Source organism: Mycetocola sp. Y719, assembly GCF_056713205.1.
In genome coordinates, this window is sequence record NZ_JBWYGY010000001.1 from 437775 (window position 1) to 454263 (window position 16489).

Here is a 16489-nt window from a genome sequence, read left to right on the forward strand (position 1 = left end):
ACGGTCTGGTGGTCAGGCGATCGGGATGCCCCGATTGTCGAGACCGACGGATGCCAGCATGGCCGCCAGCACGGCATCCTCGTCGTCGAGCGGCTGGAACGGGTCGTCGAACGCGAAGATGCGGACCTGGACGAGCGCCTGGTGCACGAGCATGGACAGGCCGTTGGCGACCGTTCCGCCGGCGTTCTCCCACCCGGAGGCGAGAGCACTCGGCCACGGGTCGTACGCGACATCGAGCAGCGCAGACTCTGCCATCACTCGGGCCGGGTATCTGACGGGGGCGTTCGATCCGCCCGGCAGGGTGCTGACGACGAGTTGAGGAGTCGGGAGCCCCGCGATCGTATCGAATCCGACCAGCTCGACGGTGAGCCCTGCACGGTGGCCGAGGTCGACGAGGCCGGCGGATTTCTCCGGCGAGCGGGTCACGATCGACACGTTCAGGGCGCCGAGCTCGGCCGCGGCGACGACGGCGCTTGCCGCTGTGGAACCTCCGCCGAGAATGTGCACCTGAGCGGCTTCGGTGACGTCGAGCGTTGCCAGGGCGCGGAGGATGCCGGTGACGTCTGTGTTGTAGCCGGACAGTCGCCTGCCGGTCCCTGTGTCGGTGAACCGCAATGTGTTCACGGCGCCAGTGAGTTTCGCGATGGCGTCCCGGGTGTCTGCCAGGTCGAATGCGGCGGATTTCAGGGGCATCGTCAGCGACAGTCCGCGCCACGTGTCGTCGAGGTCAGCGAGCGCCCCGGGCAGCTCGGCGGCGCCCACCTCCCGTGAGTCGTATTCCCAGTCGACGCCGATGTGCCGATACGCGGTGCTGTGCAGGACGGGCGACTTCGAGTGGGCGATCGGTGAACCGAACACGGCGAGGCGTTCGGTCATCAGCAGCCTTTGCCCGGGTTCGCGTCGCACCAGGAGCGGAGTTGCGCGACGGCCGCTTCATGTTCCTCGATCGTGTTCGTGAACACGGTCTCGCCGGTGTCGAGGTTCACCGTGACGAAGAACAGCCAGCTGCCGTCTGCCGGCGCCATGGCTGCGGCGATCGCGGCGTCGCCCGGACTGGCGATCGGCCCGATCGGCAGCCCGGTGCGCTTGTAGGTGTTCCACGGGTTGTCGGACTCGAGGGCTTCCTTTGTAGACCAGACCGAGCCGGACTTCGTCGTGTCAGCGTACTGGGCCGTCGAGTCCATCTCGAGCTTCATGTCGACGTCGAGCCGGTTCTGGATGACTCGGCTGACCTTGTAGAAGTCCTCGTCGAGCCGCGCCTCCCGCTGGATGATCGAAGCGATGGTGAGGATGCGTTCGCGGTCCTCGGCCGGCACGGCGGCGGAGTCGAGCGAGCTGATCGTCCTGTCGACGAGCACCTGGATGATCTGCTCGGCGGTCAGCCCCGGGTCGAATGTGTAGAGCGCAGGGAACAGCCAGCCTTCGATGGAGACCGCTGTGGCGGGGATCCCGTACTGCGTGGGATCGGCGACCGCCGCCTCGAACTCCTCGACGGGGATCTCGGTTCCCGCTGACAGCTCTTCGATGATCTCGGCGCCGGTGATACCTTCACGCAGGAGCACCGTCCGCTCGATCTTGTTGTCAGGGTCGAGCAGCGCATCGAGTGCCGACTGTGCGCTCATCTTCTTCGCGAGCTGGTAGACGCCCGGGTGGAAGACCGGTTCGGCGTCCTGGGTGAGGAGCAGGTCGTAGAACGCTTCGGTCGTCTTCGTCACGCCGCTGTTCTTCAGCGTCCTGGCGATGTCCGATCCGTCGTCGCCTGCGGCGATCGAGACCATGACCTCACCGCTGCCTGAGCCCTCGTAGTCGTTGGGCTCTTCCCAGCCCATGACGGAGCGGATCTGCGGCTCGAAGGTGTTCCAGACGTACAGACCTCCCCCACCGATCCCGGCGAGGAGGACGAGCACGACGACGGCGGCGATCCAGCCGGACTTCTTCTTCTTTTCACGTGGCGGGTAGTCCGGGGCGGCGGAGCGTCGCGACGCGCGGTCGCGGCCTCGTGCGTCGGGCTCAGTCGGCTCGGTCGCTCCGACAGCCGGAGAGACGTCCGCCGTCGACTCAGTCGGCGGAACGGCCGTTCTGCCCGCCTGTTCACGAGCCTCACGCCGTGACAGCGGGGCATCGGCAGCCGCGGAGACGGGTGACGGGTCCGTCACGAAGGCAGAGTCATCGCCGGCGGGAGAGGTGGACGAGGTGGATTCGACGGCGGGGTCCGGCGTGGACTCGACGTCCTGGTCCCGGCCGTTTGACCCGAATACGGCGTCGAACGCGTCATCGCGTGGCGTCTGTTCAGTCACTCCTGTGTTCCTTCATTCGGGCTGACGAGTGTGCCAGGGGGGAACGCGCTGCCGCGTTCCGCATCGAGGGCGTGCTGCAGGATGATGACGGCCGCGACCTGGTCGATGACGGTGCGAGAGCCCTTCTGTTTCTTGCCAGAGCTCCGCAGCGCCGAGTGGGCGGACACGGTCGACAGTCGTTCGTCGACCATGCGTACCGGGATACCGGATGCAGTTGCAAGCGTTGCCGCGAAACCGGCTGCATCCTCTGTCGACGCCGTCCGTCGCCCGGAGAGTGCGAGGGGCAGCCCCACGACGATCTCGATCGGCTCGAGTTCGCCGGCGATCTCGAGAATGCGGCGGATGTCTGAGTCGCCGCTCGAGGCCCGCGGGACGGTCTCGATCGGCGTCGCCAGCATCGCATGGGCGTCAGAACGGGAGACGCCGATGCGAGCCGTTCCGACGTCGATGCCGATGCGGACACCTGCGCGCATGTCGGTTCCCACCGTCAGCGCGTGACCGCGTCGACGATGGCGGACAGCGCTGCTGGGATCGCGGCGGAATCTGACCCGCCACCCTGGGCGAGGTCGTCCTTGCCGCCTCCGCCTCCGCCGAGGACGCCTGCGGCGGTTCGGGCGAGCTGGCCGGCCTTCGCGCCGAGGGCACGGGAGGCGTCGTTCGTGGCGACGATGACGATCGGACGGTCGTTGACGGTCGCGGCGAGGGCGACGACCGATGGGTCGGAACCCAGCCGTTCGCGCACACCGGTCACGAGCGATCGCAGGTCGTCCTGCGAACCGAGGACGCCGACCGATTCAGCCACGGTGCGGATCGCACCCGGCCGGACCGTCGACACCAGGGCAGGAATACGTTCTGAGAGCACACGCGCCTCGAACGACTGGATCTTCTTCTCGGCCGACTTGAGGTTCGCGACGAGCTCGGCGATCCGGTCGGGCAGCTGCTCACGCGGAGTCTTCAGAGATGAGGTGAGCTGCGACACGATGGCGCGCTCGGCAGCCAGGTCACGGAACGCGTCGAGCCCGACGAGCGATTCGACGCGACGGTTGGTCGATCCGACGCTGGACTCACTCACGAGGTTGATCATCCCGATCTCGGCACTCGACGACACGTGTGTTCCTGCGCAGAGTTCGCGAGACCACGGTCCCCCGATGTCGACGACACGCACGACATCGCCGTACTTCTCGCCGAACAGGGCCATGGCGCCGAGCGACTTCGCCTCGTCGAGCGGGAGCTCACGGGTGACGACCTCGAGGTTGTCCCTGATGGCGTTGTTCGAGACCTCTTCGATCTCAGACCGCGTCTCCTGGGACAGTCCCTGGTTCCAGGAGAAGTCGAGTCGCAGGTAGCCGGCCTTGTTGTACGAACCGGACTGGTGCGCGTTGGGGCCCAGGATCTGGCGCAGCGCGGCGTGGATGATGTGGGTTCCCGAGTGGGCCTGTTTTGCGCCACGCCGGTAGTCGGCGTCGACGACGCTTCGAGCGATGTCCCCGACTCCGACCTCGCCGCGCGACACCTGCACCTTGTGGCTGATGAGACCCTTGACCGGCTTCTGCACGTCGAGCACTTCGAGCTCGTAGCCCGGTCCGACGATGAGGCCCTGGTCGGACTCCTGGCCACCGGACTCCGCGTAGAGCGACGTCTCGGCGAGGATCACTTCGGCGATGTCCCCGGCGACCGCCGTGGTGACCGAGTGGCCGCCGACGATGAGCCCGAGCACACGGGATTCCGTTTCGAGGTCGGTGTATCCGGTGAAGACTGTCTCGCCCTGTGCCCGGAATGCGCTGTAGACGGAGAGATCGGCGAGTGCCGTCTTCTTCGCTTTTGCGTCGGCCTTCGCGAGCGAGCGCTGGTTCGCCATGAGCGCGTCGAATGCCGGGCGGTCGACGGAGAGGCCTGCTTCTTCAGCGATCTCGAGGGTGAGGTCGATCGGGAAGCCGTAGGTGTCGTGGAGCAGGAACGCGGTGTCGCCCGGGAGCCTGCTGCTCCCGGTGTCCTTCGTCTTCGTGACCGCGAGGTCGAGGATCGTGGTTCCGCCTGCCAGCGTGCGCAGGAAGGTCTCCTCCTCGCCGAAGGCGGCCTGGGAGATCCGGTTGTAGTCGTGCTCGACTTCCGGGTATGCGGACTTCATTGCGTCGCGGGATGCGGCGAAGAGTTCGGGGAACGACGCGCCGTCGACGCCGAGCAGGCGCATGGCACGCACCGTGCGGCGCATCAGGCGGCGGAGAATGTAGCCACGGCCTTCGTTGGACGGCGAGACGCCGTCGCTCATGAGCATGAGTGAGCTGCGCACGTGGTCGGCGATGACGCGCATCCTCACGTCGTCGGTGTGGTCGGAGCCGTAGCGCTTCCCCGACAAAGCGGCCGCGCGGTCGAGGACAGGCCTGACCTGGTCGATCTCGTACATGTTCTCGACGCCCTGCTTGAGGAACGCGACACGTTCGAGTCCCATGCCGGTGTCGATGTTCTTCTTCGGCAGTTCCTGGACGATCTGGAAGTCTGTCTTCGAGCGGACGTCGCCGATCAGGTACTGCATGAAGACGAGGTTCCAGATTTCGACGTACCTGTCGTCATCCGTCGCCGGTCCGCCGTCTGCGCCGTACGCGGGGCCGCGGTCGAAGAAGATCTCCGAGCACGGACCGGCCGGGCCGGGCTGGCCGGTGTGCCAGTAGTTGGTGTCCTTGTCGAGACGCTGGATCCGTTCCTCCGGCAGGCCGGCGACCTTCTTCCACAGCGCGATGGCCTCGTCGTCGTCCTTGTAGACGGTGACCCAGAGGTCCTTCTCGTCGAACCCGTAGCCGCCGTCGCTCTCCGAGGAGGTGAGCAACTCCCACGCGTACGCGATCGCCCCCTCCTTGAAATAGTCGCCGAAGGAGAAGTTCCCGGACATCTGGAAGAACGTGCCGTGTCGCGGGGTCTTCCCGACCTCTTCGATGTCGTTGGTGCGGATGCACTTCTGGACGCTCGTTGCGCGCGGGTACGGCGCTGGGACGAGACCGGTGAGGTAAGGAACGAACGGAACCATTCCCGCGACGGTGAAGAGCAGCGACGGGTCGTCTGAGACCAGGGAGGCTGAGGGGACGACGGTGTGGCCGCGCTCGGCGAAGAAATCGAGCCAGCGCTGGCGAATATCAGCGGTCTTCATGGGTCCGTTCGAAGGTCGAGGGTGCGCCTGGGCGCAGCGGTCAGTTCTTGTTGAGGTCGCCGAGAGCGTCTTCGGCATCACGGGCGAGGTCGTCGATCTTGTCGCGGAGCTCGGCTTCGCGCTCCTTGTATGCGTCGGCGACGGTCTCGCTGAACTCGCGCAGTTTCTGGTCCAGGTCGGCGAAGAACTCCTTGCCGCGCTGGGTCTTGTTGACTTCGTGGGCGACGACAAAGCCGGCACCGATGCCTGCGATCAACCAGAGCAGGTTCTTCATAGGGGCTCCTCCTGTAACTGTGGGGCGGATGCTTCCAAGCTATTCATCCTATCGGGTGAGCCTGTTGACCAGCCGAACGCTGCCGGTACGACGAACGGGGCCGCGGCAGATGCCGCGACCCCGTCCGTTCGATAAGCAGTGCTTAGCGAGCTGCGTAGTACTCCACAACGAACTGGACTTCACAGGTCACCGGGACCTCTGCACGCTTCGGGCGGCGCACGAGGCGTGCCTGCAGCTTGTCGAGTTCGACCTCGAGGTAGGCGGGAACCTTGGGCAGGACATCGACGTGTCCGCCTGCGGCTGCAACCTGGAAAGGCTCGGTGCCTTCGCTCTTGGCCTTGACGTGGATGAGCTGACCCGGCTTCACGCGGAAGGACGGGCGGTCGACGAGCTGGCCGTCGACGAGGATGTGACGGTGCACGACCATCTGGCGGGCCTGTGCGGTGGTGCGGGCGATGCCTGCACGCAGCACGAGCGCGTCGAGACGCATTTCGAGGAGCTCGACCAGGTTCTCACCGGTCAGGCCCTGGGTACGGCGAGCCTCTTCGAAGGCGATCTTCAGCTGCTTCTCGCGGATGCCGTACTGGGCGCGCAGACGCTGCTTCTCGCGAAGACGCACGGCGTAGTCGGAGTCGGTCTTGCGCTTGGTGCGGCCGTGCTCACCGGGAGCATACGGGCGCTTTTCAAGGTACTTTGCAGCCTTCGGGGTCAGGGCGATGCCCAGTGACCGCGAGAGGCGGGTCTTGCTACGGGTACGTGACTTGGTAGACACGGGTTCCTTTCGATGGAATCTCTGACAATGTGATGCCGACGCACAGAAGTGCGACCGGAAAGTAAGAGGGGTGAGCCGGAACAGTTCGGCTAAAGAACATGTCCGTCAACCCGATTCAGTGCAGCCATACATTCAAACCGGGCCTAGGCCAGCAACAATCCTAACACGGGTGGGCCTGACACGAACGCGGTCTGCCGCGCGCCCCAGGCAGTGTCGCGCGAAGGTTCCCGTTGCGGTCGAGGGCACCAGGAGCCCGGGGTGCTTTCGTCCGGAAGTGATGCCATCGGGCGCCCGTTCACCTGTTCCGGACGTGCTCACCCGATACGCCGAGTGAGTGCGTCCGGAAGTGGTGAGCACGTGAAGAAGCGCAGCGCGGCGCCCCTCGGAGCCCGGCACGAGGAATCGGTCAGCTGCGCCCGCCGCGCACGATGCGCAGCAGCTTCGCCAGGCGGGACGAGACATCCCGCTCGTTGCCGTGCTGGGTGGGCTGGTAGTAGCGCACGCCCCGCAACTCGTCGGGCAGGTACTGCTGTTCGACCACGCCGAGGTCGGCGTCATGCGGGTAGCGGTAGCCCTTGCCGTGGCCGAGGCGCTTCGCTCCTGCGTAGTGGGCGTCGCGCATCGGCTTGGGGACGCGGCCGAAGTTGCCTGCCCGCACGTCGGCGATGGCCTGGTCGATAGCGACGTATGAGGCGTTCGACTTCGCTGCTGTGGCCAGGTAGACGACCGCCTCGGCCAGCGGGATCCTGCCCTCGGGCATGCCGATGAACTGGACGGCGTCTGCAGCGGCGACGGCGATGAGCAGGGCCTGGGGGTCGGCCATGCCGATGTCTTCAGAGGCCGAGACGATGATCCGGCGCGAGATGAACCGCGGGTCTTCCCCCGCCTCGATCATGCGCGCGAGGTAGTGCAGCGCCGCGTCGACGTCTGAGCCGCGGATGGACTTGATGAACGCACTGATGACGTCGTAGTGCTCGTCTCCGTTCCTGTCGTACCGCAGCAGGGCACGGTCGACCGCAGACGAGACGACGTCTGCGGTGATCCGCGGTCGTTGGGCCTCGGCGGTCTGCGCAGGGGCGGCCTCCTCGTCGCGCTCATCTGATTCGTCGGATTCGGTCGCAGGCTCAGCCGCAGCGTCCGAGCTGAGTGAATCGGCGCTGAGTGAATCGGCGCTGAGTGAATCGGCGCTGACGGATGCCGCTTCGAGGGCGGTGAGTGCGCGGCGGGCGTCGCCTGAGGCGAGGCGGATGATCGTGTCTCGCGCGTCATCGGTGACTTCGAATCGACCTCCGAGGCCCCTGGGGTCGTCGATGGCCCTGTCGAGCACGATACGGAGGTCGTCATCGGTGAGCTGCTCGAGTGTGAGCAGGAGCGACCGCGAGAGAAGGGGCGAGATCACCGAGAACGACGGGTTCTCGGTCGTCGCTGCGACGAGGATCACCCAGCCGTTCTCGACGCCGGGGAGAAGGGCATCCTGCTGCGCCTTCGTGAAACGGTGGATCTCATCGAGGAACAGAACGGTGGAGAGGCCGTACAGGTCGCGGCTGGTCATCGCTTCGTCCATGACCTGTCTGACGTCGCGCACGCCTGCGGAGACGGCGGAGAGTTCGACGAAGCGGCGACCGGAGCTGTGGGCGATCGACTGGGCGATCGTTGTCTTGCCCGTGCCTGGTGGACCCCACAGGATCACGGAGACCGAGCCTTTGTCGCCCGACTTGCTTGTGGCGAGGCTGACGAGAGGTGAACCGGGCTTGAGCAGGTGCTTCTGGCCGGCGACCTCGTCGAGGCTCTTGGGGCGCATCCGCACGGCGAGCGGGACGCTGCCCGATTGCAGCGCCGCTGTCGTGTTTGCCATGATGCAAGGCTAGCCGCACCCGCCGACAGTTGCTGTCGGCGGATGCGGCCAGTGCCTGGTGTTTCTACTCGGCTGCGGTCGCTGCCGTGGAGAGGATCGCGACGTAGTCTTCGATCCCCCAGGTCAGCGAGAGAGCGCTCGGCGGGGAAACGGCGGCGATGAGCTCGACACCGACGACGGATGCCACCGAGCCGTTCGCGACGGCAGGGATGGTCTGCGCGTAGCTCGAGGACAGGAACGTGTCCGCTGCTTCCTGGGTGTCCGAGTAGCTCACCAGGATGTCGCTGTCGAGCTTGTCGAGTTCCTCGTAGCTGAGCTCGTAGTAGAAGCTCGAGTCACCGTTCGCGAGTTCCTCGACGGCCGGAGCGTCGACGAGGCCGAGATCGAAGAGGAAGTCGACGCGGGAGTCTGCTGCCTTGTACACGTAGAACTTGCCGCCGGAGTCAGCGACGGCCGCGACCGTCTTGCCCTCGAGTTCGGGGTGCGCTTCGGCCTGCTCGGCGGTGACTGTCGCGATGTCGTCGAGGACTGCTTCAGCCTCGGCGGTCTTGCCGAGCGCCTTGCCGACCGTGGTGACGACCTCGGTCCACGGGGTCGACCATGGGGCATCCGGGTATGCGACGGTCGGTGCGATCTCGCTGAGGAGGTCGAACTGTTCCTCGGTGATGCCCGAGTACACGGCCAGGATCAGGTCGGGTGCCTGCTCGGCGATCTGCTCGTATGCCGGTTCCTCGACCGTGGACGGGATGACGGCGGGGGTCTCGGCTCCGAGGTCGTCGAGAGCGTCGGCCACCCACGGGAGGACACCGTTCTCGTCTCCGCCGTAGCTCTGGGCCTCCATGCCGACGGGGACGACGCCGACCGCGATGGCGGCATCCGTCGATCCCCACCCGAGGGTGACGACGCGTTCGGGTGCTTCTTCGATCTCGGTCTCGCCGAAGGCGTGGGCGATCGACACGGGGTATGCGCCCGAGTCGCTCTGGGCCGCAGGGGTCTCGGCGTCGTCGTTCGATGTGGCACACCCGCTGAGGGCGAGGACGGTGACGGCGGCTGTCGCGATCAACGCGAGTCGGGGTCGGTAGGACACAGGGTCTCCAGGTTCGTCGGGAGGGGAATGTTTAGGTAAGCCTATCCTAAGCCGATTCGGCGGGACGGTGGAATCGTCCGATGGGGATGACCATGGGTGACCCGCAGACGGGGTCGGCGATGATCTGCGACTCGAGGCCGAACGCCCGCTGAACGAGGTCGGAGGTGAGGATGTCTGCAGGCGCGCCGTTGGCGAGGACCGCTCCATTCGCCATCACGACGAGGTGGTCGGCGTACCGCGCGGCGAGATTGAGATCATGGAGAACCATCACGATCGTCGAGCGCCTGGTGCGGTTGAGCTCGGCGAGCAGGTCGAGAACGTCGATCTGGTGGGTCACGTCGAGGAACGTCGTCGGTTCATCGAGGAGCAGGATGTCGGTGTCCTGGGCGAGGGCCATGGCGATCCAGACCCGCTGGCGCTGTCCGCCGGAGAGCTCCTCCACCCGTCGGTCGGCCAGCTCGGTGGTCGACGTCGCTTCCATCGCTTCGGCAACGATCGACTGATCCGCACTCGACCACTGCCGGAACAGGCCCTGATGGGGATGCCGGCCCCTGCCGACGAGATCGGCGACGGTGATGCCGTCAGGCGCGATGGGCGACTGCGGAAGGATGCCGACGACCCGTGCGAACTCCTTGGCCGGGTAGGTGGAGATGTTGCGGCCGTCCAGGTGAACGGTGCCGGCTGTAGGGCGGAGCAGCCTGGCCACGCCGCGCAGGAAGGTCGATTTGCCGCACGCATTGGCGCCGACGATGACGGTGACTTCACCGTCAGGGATCGAGAGGTCGAGGCCCGCGATCACGTCGCGGCCGTCGTAGGAGAGGCCGAGTCCTGCCGCCTCGATGTCGTGGCCGGGCTTCGCCTGGCTGGGTGTCTGGTTCCCGGTCATGCGCCGCGGCCTCCTCGGTCGGCGGTGGCGAGCAGCCACAGCAGGTAGGGGGCACCGATGATGCCCGTGATGATGCCGGCGGGAACCTGAAGTTCGCCGGGGAGTGCATGCTGGGCGACGAAGTCGGCGCTGAGCACGAGGACCACTCCGACGAGGGCGCTGGGGACGAGCGCAAGCGAGCCGTGTCCGACGATGCGACGTGCGATCGGGGCAGAGACGAAGGCCACGAACGCGATCGGGCCGACGAATGCCGTCGCGACGGCACACAGGGCGACAGCGACGACGAGCAGGACGAGCCGGGTCCGTTCCACGGGAACTCCGAGGCCACCGGCCGCGTCGTCGCCGAGCTGGAGGATGCGCAACCGGGCTGACAGGACCGCTACGACAGGCAGCAGGACGGCGAGCCCGATCGCGAGCACCGCGATCTCCGACCACTCGGCTCCGCCGACCCCGCCGACCATCCAGACGAGTGCCTGTGACACCTCCCGCACGTCTCCGCGGGTGAGGAGGTAGCCGAGGGCAGCCTGGACGAGGAACGCGACACCCACCCCGATGAGGACGAAGCGATAGCCGCTCACCCCGTCACGCCAGGCGAGGAGGTAGATCGCCGCAGCGACGACCAGGGCGCCGAGGAAAGCGCTGAGGGAGACGGCGGCGCCGCTCGCGCCGAAGATCAGGATGGCGGTCGCGGCTGACACGCTCGCTCCTCCGGAGATGCCGATGATGTCCGGGCTGGCCAGGTCGTTCCTCAACAGGGTCTGGAACAGCGCCCCGGCGATCCCGAAGGCCGCGCCTGCCAGCATCCCGAGCACCACCCGCGGCAGGCGGAGCCGGAAGACGATGACGTTGTCACTGCCTGCGCCCTGTCCGAGCAGCGTCATCACCAGGTCGGGCAGCGCCAGAGTGTACGCGCCCACCGCCACACTGAGCGCGGCGATGAGCAGCGCGATGACGGCAAGGATCCCGACGACCCAGCGTTCGCGAGTCGGGTTCCCGTGGGTCGCGAGCGGAGCGGGCAGCGTTGCCTGTGGGGTCGACGTCATCACAGGCCGGCCGTCTTCGACCGGCGAACGATCACGATGAGGACCGGAGCGCCGATCACGGCGACCACGAGCCCCGCCTCGATCTCGCTCGGGTAGCTGAGGAGCCGGCCGACGACGTCGGCGGCGACGAGCAGGACCGGCCCCAGCACCGCCGAGTAGGCCAGGATCCACCGATAGTCCGGCCCGGTGAACGGGCGGACGAGATGCGGGATCACCAGTCCGACGAAGACGATCGGACCGGCAAGAGCCGTTGCGGCGCCGCACAGCAGCACGATCGAGACCGCGGCGATCGCTCGGGATAACCCCACGCCCTGCCCGAGTCCCCTGGCGAGGTCGTCGCCGAGCGACAGCACGTTGAGGGTCGATCCGATGGCGAAGGCAAGTATCGCGCCAACGACCAGGAACGGAAGGAGGGCGGCCACGGTGTCGAGGTCGCGATTGACCAGGGAACCGACCGACCAGAACCGGTAACTGCTCAAGGTGTCGATGTCGGTGATGAGTAGCAGGGTGATGATCGACGTGAGCCCGGCAGTGAGCGCCGTTCCCGCGAGGGCGAGCTTCACCGGTGTCGCGCCCTCACGCCCCAGTGTGCCGACCGCATAGACGATCGCTGCAGCTGCGGCCGCGCCGGCGAAGGCGAACCAGATGTATCCGGACGGGTCGGTGACGCCGAACAGGGCGATGGCCAGCACGACGAAGAGGGATGCTCCCGCGTTGACCCCGAGCAGCCCGGGATCCGCCAGCGGGTTGCGGGTGATCCCCTGCATGAGTGTGCCCGCGAGAGCGAGGGCAGCTCCGACGACGAGCCCGATGATCGTGCGGGGCACCCGGAGCTCGCGGATCACGAGGTGATCGTTGTTCCCGGCCACCGGGTCGAACAACGCACCGAAGACGCTGTCGATGGAGGTGACCCGGGTGCCGAGGGTCAGGCTCAGGACGAGCACCAGTATGAGCAGGCCGACAGAGACGACCAGCCCGATCCGACGACGACTCCGTGACCTCACCGGTGGCGCTGTCGCCGCCACGAGGGCTGTCGTCATTACTGAGCTTCGGCTTTCCCGGTGCGCCAGTAGCCCATGAATGCGATCCGTTTGCGATCGATGCCGGTCTCGCTGACCAGGAACCGACGCAGCGTCTTGATCACGGATGCCTCGCCAGCGAGCCAGGCGTAGAAGTCTCCGGTGTCCTGGGCCTCGGGCGAATCCCAGATCAGTTCGCGGTCGACGTCGACGTCGTCGAGCTGCTGGGCGGTCGACGAGAGGGCGGCGCGGTAGAGGTGCCGGTTCGCGGCAACCCATTCGCGGACGGCAGGATCGAGGATGCCTCCGATCGCGGCGTCGTTCCTGGCCAGCCAGGTCACCTCCGAGCCGGGCGGCACGTCGAGCGGCAGGATGTCCGATTCGGCCGGCACTTCGATGAACGCCCTGGCGGTGCGACCCGCAGGCAACGATTCGATCACGCTGCAGATGGCGGGCGCCGCGGTCTCGTCGCCGACAAGCAGTACGCAGCGTGCGTCGCCTGGGTGCCAGTCGATACCGACGGCCGAGTCGATGCTCTGCGAATCCGGTCCGATGAGGACGACCTCCTGGCCGGGTTCGGCGCGGTTCAGCCAGCGCGACGCAGGCCCGCCGTCACCGTGGGCGACCATGTCGACGTCGACCTCGCGCGCTTCAGGCCGGACACCGCGGACCGTGTAGGTGCGGAACGGGTTGCGTTCGGCGTCCGGAAGGCCGCGCCAGCGGGAGTACCAGGAGCCGTCGGCGATCGTCGCAGGGTCGTCGGAGCCGAAGTCGCTGATACCTCTTCCCTCGAGCGGGAACACGATCTTCATCCGCTGGTCGAGGCGGTCCACCCCGAACGCGCCGAGTTCGTCCCCGGTGAAGGTCACCCGGATGAAGTGCGGAGTCAGGGGTTGCACGCGGGCGACGGTGACCCGGAACGGACGATACGCGGGGCGCGAGTCCTTGACGGGAACGGGGCTCAGGGTAAGCATTGCCTAAGTATGGCATGCCTTACCTAAACGCCCCAGCTCGCTCCGGCATTTGGCGGGTACCAGCCGGTGACCGTAAAGTTCATCAGGGTGAGGAAGCCGCAGGCTCCTCTCCCGCGCGATTGCGCACAGGCACCCATGGAGGATCCACGTGGCACCCAGCAAGACCGACGACCGTGCCGCTCGCGAGAACCGCGAGCGTCTCAAGGGTTACAAGGCCCGGCAAGCCATGCACGAATTCCGGATCCGCCGTCGGGTGCGCGACAACTGGATCGCGAGCATCGCGATCGTCGTGGTCGTTGCGGGTGCGACGTTCGCACAGCTGGCCTACTTCACGTCAGGACCAGGAACGCCCGTCGCGACGCCGACCGCTACGCCTGAGCCCACCGAGACCGCTCCCGCCGGCGAGAATGTCGGCAATGTCCCCGATGCCGAACTCGCCGAGGGCCGAACCTGGACAGGAACGCTCACGGTGAACGATGTCCCGCTCGGAATCGAACTCGACGGCGCAGCGGCTCCGCAGGGTGTTTCGTCCTTCATCTCGCTCGCCCAGAGCGACTTCTACAGCGGCATCCCCTGCCACCGCCTCACCAGTGGTGGATTCTTCGTGCTGCAGTGTGGCGACCCGGAGGGTGACGGAAGCGGCGGCCCCGGCTACAGCTACGGCCCCGTCGAGAACGCACCTGCAGACAACGTGTACCCGGCAGGGACGATCGCCATGGCCAGGCAGAGCGAGAACGGCTACAGCATGGGCAGCCAGTTCTTCATCGTCTATGAGGACACGACCATCCCTGCGGACTCCGCCGGCGGTTACACCGTGCTCGGAACGGTCACGAGCGGACTCGACGAACTGAAGGCCCAGGTGACGGACAAGGGTGTCGCGGACGGTGCCTCTGACGGCGCTCCTGCCATTCCCGTATCGATCACCGGCGTCGTCGTCGAATAGCCTTGCCGGGCGCACGCGCCGAGGTAATAGGCTTGAGCAGAGTTTCCGGTCGCACGTGAGTGCGACACCCACAGCAAGGTGAGGCACGTGTCCAATTCAGACCAGCAACCATGGGGCCGCGTCGACGAGTCCGGCGCCGTCTTCGTCCGCGAGGGCGAGGACTGGCGCGAAGTGGGCCAGTACCCTGACGGAACCGCAGAAGAGGCTCTTGCCTACTTCGAACGCAAGTATGTCGACCTCGCCGGCCAGGTGACCCTGCTCGAGCAGCGTGTGAAGCGCGGCGCACCGGCCGCAGACGTCGCCAAGGCTGTGGCGCACCTTGCCACGAACCTCGAGGGAGCCAACGCCGTCGGCGACCTCGCCAGCCTCAAGACCAGGGTGGCCGCTCTCGATACGACCGTCGGCGAACTGACCGAACAGCAGGGCGAAGAGGCGAAGGCCGCAGTGGCCGAGGCACTTGCCGCCCGGACGGCGATCGTCGAAGAGGCCGAGAAACTCGCGGCCCAGGACCCGGCGAAGGCGCAGTGGAAGAACACCACCGAGCAGATCAACGCTCTGTTCGCGCAGTGGCAGACCCACCAGCAGGAGGGTCCGAAGCTTCCCAAGGGCGAGGCGAACGACCTCTGGAAGCGATTCCGTGCAGCGAAGTCGACCATCGAACAGAATCGGCGGGCATTCTTCGCCGAACTCGACTCGGTTCACCGCGATGCGAAGACCCGCAAGCAGGCGCTGATCGAGAAGGCCGAAGCCCTCATCGAGAAGGGCGCCGACGGCATCCCCGGTTACCGTGCCCTGCTCGACGAATGGAAGCAGTCGGGCCGGGCAGGCAAGCGACACGATGACGCTCTCTGGGCACGTTTCAAGGCTGCGGGCGACGCGATCTATGCCGCCAAGTCCGAGGTGGATGCCCGCGACAACGCCGAATTCCAGGGGAACCTCGAGCAGAAGCTCGAACTCCTCGCCGAGGCAGAGCCGCTGCTGTCTGAGAACGACCGTGACAAGCTCCGTTCGGCTCTTGCCGGCATCCAGCGTCGCTGGGACGAGATCGGCAAGGTCCCGCGTGACCAGGTCAAGAACGTCGAGGACCGCCTCCGCAAGGTCGAGCAGCACCTCCGCACGCTCGACGACGATCACTGGAAGCGCAACAACCCCGAGACGAAGGCACGCACCGAGGGGCTCGCAGGCCAGCTGAACGCCGCCATCGCGAAGCTCGAGAGCGAACTCGAAGATGCGAAGGCATCCGGCGACAAGGCGAAGATCGCCGAAGCCACCGACGCACTCGAGGCCAGGAAGCTCTGGCTCAACGCCCTGTCCTGATTCCCACGTTCCTACCATTCGACGTCCCGCTGTGCACCGCACAGCGGGACGTCGTACTTTTGCGGTGGCGAACGCGCACGCCTCGCCCGCAATCGTCGACGCACGCGATACAGTTTCCACCTGCACGTGCTGACCCGGCCCGAGCGCAGGCAGATCGCAGGGAGTCGACCGATGGCATCATCCGTCCGTGAATCAGGCTCGTCCAGGCGGATCGAGCCGCCTGCCGCCCCCTCCGACCGCACACGACGGCTCGCGCTCATCGCGTGCGCGGCGGCCGTCGTCCTCTTCGCGATCGTGGCCGCCGTCAGCTACGGCCAGTCGTACGTCGCCGAGCCCCTCGACCGGTGGTGGAGCGAGCTGATGCTCGACCAGAGGACGGAGACCGGGCTCGTGCTGGCCTGGATCCCCGCCGTCATCGGCGGGCCGATCTCGATGCTCATCATCGGACTGGTTCTCGTCGGCACTCTGCTGTACCTGCGGTGGAAGCTCGTCGCCCTCATCGTCGCGGCGGCGATGGTGGCATCAGTGGCTCTGGCCGCGCCTCTCGCGGCGGTGGTTGCTCGCACCAGGCCGGAGGGCTCGCTCGCGGAGTCCGTTCCCACCTCGTTCCCCTCAGGGCACACGGCGATGGCCGCGACCGTTGCGGTGGTCCTCGGACTCGTCCTGCGTCACTGGCTCGTCTGGCTCCTGGGTGCTCTATGGGTGATCGTCATGGCGTGGAGCCGGACGTATCTCCAAGCCCACTGGCTCACCGATGTGATCGCGGGCGCCCTGCTCGGCGTGATCGCGGGCACAGTGGTCTGGTACGGCATCGAGACCATCCGGAGCCGACGGGCGGCCTCGGAACCCGCATCCTGAGCCGGCAGCGGAGTTGTCCACA

15 protein-coding genes are annotated in these 16489 nt (G+C 66.8%); 3 read left to right on the top strand and 12 right to left on the bottom strand.

All coding sequences use genetic code 11. From position 1 onward, the window contains the following. Positions 1-12: 12 nt before the first annotated feature. The 12 genes from AC1M0F_RS01955 to AC1M0F_RS02010 form a co-directional block, all read right to left on the bottom strand. Positions 13-876 carry a shikimate dehydrogenase gene (locus AC1M0F_RS01955; RefSeq protein WP_480236523.1) on the bottom strand — a complete coding sequence of 288 codons (864 nt, stop codon included), beginning with the start codon at positions 874-876 and terminating at the stop codon, positions 13-15. Next, a complete protein-coding gene (gene mltG / locus AC1M0F_RS01960; RefSeq protein ID WP_480236524.1) occupies positions 876-2297 on the bottom strand; it encodes an endolytic transglycosylase MltG in 1422 nt (473 codons plus the stop codon). The genes AC1M0F_RS01955 and mltG overlap by 1 nt, the downstream gene beginning before the upstream one ends. Further along, positions 2294-2770: a Holliday junction resolvase RuvX gene (ruvX, locus tag AC1M0F_RS01965; protein ID WP_480236525.1), complete on the bottom strand. Its 477-nt coding sequence runs from the start codon at positions 2768-2770 to the stop codon at positions 2294-2296. The genes mltG and ruvX overlap by 4 nt, the downstream gene beginning before the upstream one ends. A gap of 14 nt (positions 2771-2784) precedes the next feature. Then, entirely contained in the window at positions 2785-5439 is a 2655-nt protein-coding gene (alaS, locus tag AC1M0F_RS01970) for an alanine--tRNA ligase (protein WP_480236526.1), read from the bottom strand. A 40-nt stretch (positions 5440-5479) separates the two neighbouring features. Continuing rightward, entirely contained in the window at positions 5480-5713 is a 234-nt protein-coding gene (locus AC1M0F_RS01975) for a hypothetical protein (protein ID WP_480236527.1), read from the bottom strand. Between the two features lie 142 nt (positions 5714-5855). After that, a complete protein-coding gene (gene rpsD, locus AC1M0F_RS01980; RefSeq protein WP_480236528.1) occupies positions 5856-6485 on the bottom strand; it encodes a 30S ribosomal protein S4 in 630 nt (209 codons plus the stop codon). Positions 6486-6891: 406 nt separating this feature from the next. Beyond that, positions 6892-8340 (bottom strand): replication-associated recombination protein A, encoded by a 1449-nt coding sequence (locus tag AC1M0F_RS01985; RefSeq protein ID WP_480236529.1) that lies wholly within the window; start codon positions 8338-8340, stop codon positions 6892-6894. 64 nt (positions 8341-8404) lie between these two features. Beyond that, entirely contained in the window at positions 8405-9427 is a 1023-nt protein-coding gene (locus tag AC1M0F_RS01990; protein WP_480236530.1) for an iron-siderophore ABC transporter substrate-binding protein, read from the bottom strand. A gap of 46 nt (positions 9428-9473) precedes the next feature. Then, positions 9474-10313 carry an ABC transporter ATP-binding protein gene (locus tag AC1M0F_RS01995; protein ID WP_480236531.1) on the bottom strand — a complete coding sequence of 280 codons (840 nt, stop codon included), beginning with the start codon at positions 10311-10313 and terminating at the stop codon, positions 9474-9476. Beyond that, entirely contained in the window at positions 10310-11356 is a 1047-nt protein-coding gene (locus tag AC1M0F_RS02000; protein ID WP_480236532.1) for a FecCD family ABC transporter permease, read from the bottom strand. Before AC1M0F_RS02000 ends, AC1M0F_RS01995 begins: the two co-directional genes overlap by 4 nt. Beyond that, complete coding sequence (locus AC1M0F_RS02005) at positions 11356-12396, bottom strand: FecCD family ABC transporter permease (RefSeq protein ID WP_480236533.1); 1041 nt, start codon at positions 12394-12396, stop codon at positions 11356-11358. The genes AC1M0F_RS02000 and AC1M0F_RS02005 overlap by 1 nt, the downstream gene beginning before the upstream one ends. Further along, positions 12396-13349, bottom strand: coding sequence for a siderophore-interacting protein (locus tag AC1M0F_RS02010; RefSeq protein ID WP_480236534.1), 954 nt, complete (start codon positions 13347-13349; stop codon positions 12396-12398). The genes AC1M0F_RS02005 and AC1M0F_RS02010 overlap by 1 nt, the downstream gene beginning before the upstream one ends. A gap of 148 nt (positions 13350-13497) precedes the next feature. Here AC1M0F_RS02010 and AC1M0F_RS02015 point away from each other — a divergent pair, with 148 nt between their 5' ends. The 3 genes from AC1M0F_RS02015 to AC1M0F_RS02025 all read left to right on the top strand — a co-directional run bounded on the left by AC1M0F_RS02015 (position 13498) and on the right by AC1M0F_RS02025 (position 16467). Beyond that, positions 13498-14292 (top strand): peptidylprolyl isomerase, encoded by a 795-nt coding sequence (locus AC1M0F_RS02015; protein WP_480236535.1) that lies wholly within the window; start codon positions 13498-13500, stop codon positions 14290-14292. 87 nt (positions 14293-14379) lie between these two features. Beyond that, complete coding sequence (locus tag AC1M0F_RS02020; protein WP_480236536.1) at positions 14380-15609, top strand: DUF349 domain-containing protein; 1230 nt, start codon at positions 14380-14382, stop codon at positions 15607-15609. A 171-nt stretch (positions 15610-15780) separates the two neighbouring features. Next, complete coding sequence (locus tag AC1M0F_RS02025; RefSeq protein WP_480236537.1) at positions 15781-16467, top strand: phosphatase PAP2 family protein; 687 nt, start codon at positions 15781-15783, stop codon at positions 16465-16467. Positions 16468-16489: the final 22 nt, after the last annotated feature.

What these genes read in the sequence shown, in the direction of transcription:
- AC1M0F_RS01955 (WP_480236523.1), bottom strand. Translation starts at nt 876, where the DNA reads ATGACCGAACGCCTCGCCGTGTTCGGTTCACCGATCGCCCACTCGAAG.
- ruvX (WP_480236525.1), bottom strand. Translation starts at nt 2,770, where the DNA reads ATGCGCGCAGGTGTCCGCATCGGCATCGACGTCGGAACGGCTCGCATC.
- alaS (WP_480236526.1), bottom strand. Translation starts at nt 5,439, where the DNA reads ATGAAGACCGCTGATATTCGCCAGCGCTGGCTCGATTTCTTCGCCGAG.
- AC1M0F_RS01975 (WP_480236527.1), bottom strand. Translation starts at nt 5,713, where the DNA reads ATGAAGAACCTGCTCTGGTTGATCGCAGGCATCGGTGCCGGCTTTGTC.
- AC1M0F_RS01985 (WP_480236529.1), bottom strand. Translation starts at nt 8,340, where the DNA reads ATGGCAAACACGACAGCGGCGCTGCAATCGGGCAGCGTCCCGCTCGCC.
- AC1M0F_RS01995 (WP_480236531.1), bottom strand. Translation starts at nt 10,313, where the DNA reads ATGACCGGGAACCAGACACCCAGCCAGGCGAAGCCCGGCCACGACATC.
- AC1M0F_RS02000 (WP_480236532.1), bottom strand. Translation starts at nt 11,356, where the DNA reads ATGACGTCGACCCCACAGGCAACGCTGCCCGCTCCGCTCGCGACCCAC.
- AC1M0F_RS02005 (WP_480236533.1), bottom strand. Translation starts at nt 12,396, where the DNA reads ATGACGACAGCCCTCGTGGCGGCGACAGCGCCACCGGTGAGGTCACGG.
- AC1M0F_RS02010 (WP_480236534.1), bottom strand. Translation starts at nt 13,349, where the DNA reads ATGCTTACCCTGAGCCCCGTTCCCGTCAAGGACTCGCGCCCCGCGTAT.
- AC1M0F_RS02025 (WP_480236537.1), top strand. Translation starts at nt 15,781, where the DNA reads ATGGCATCATCCGTCCGTGAATCAGGCTCGTCCAGGCGGATCGAGCCG.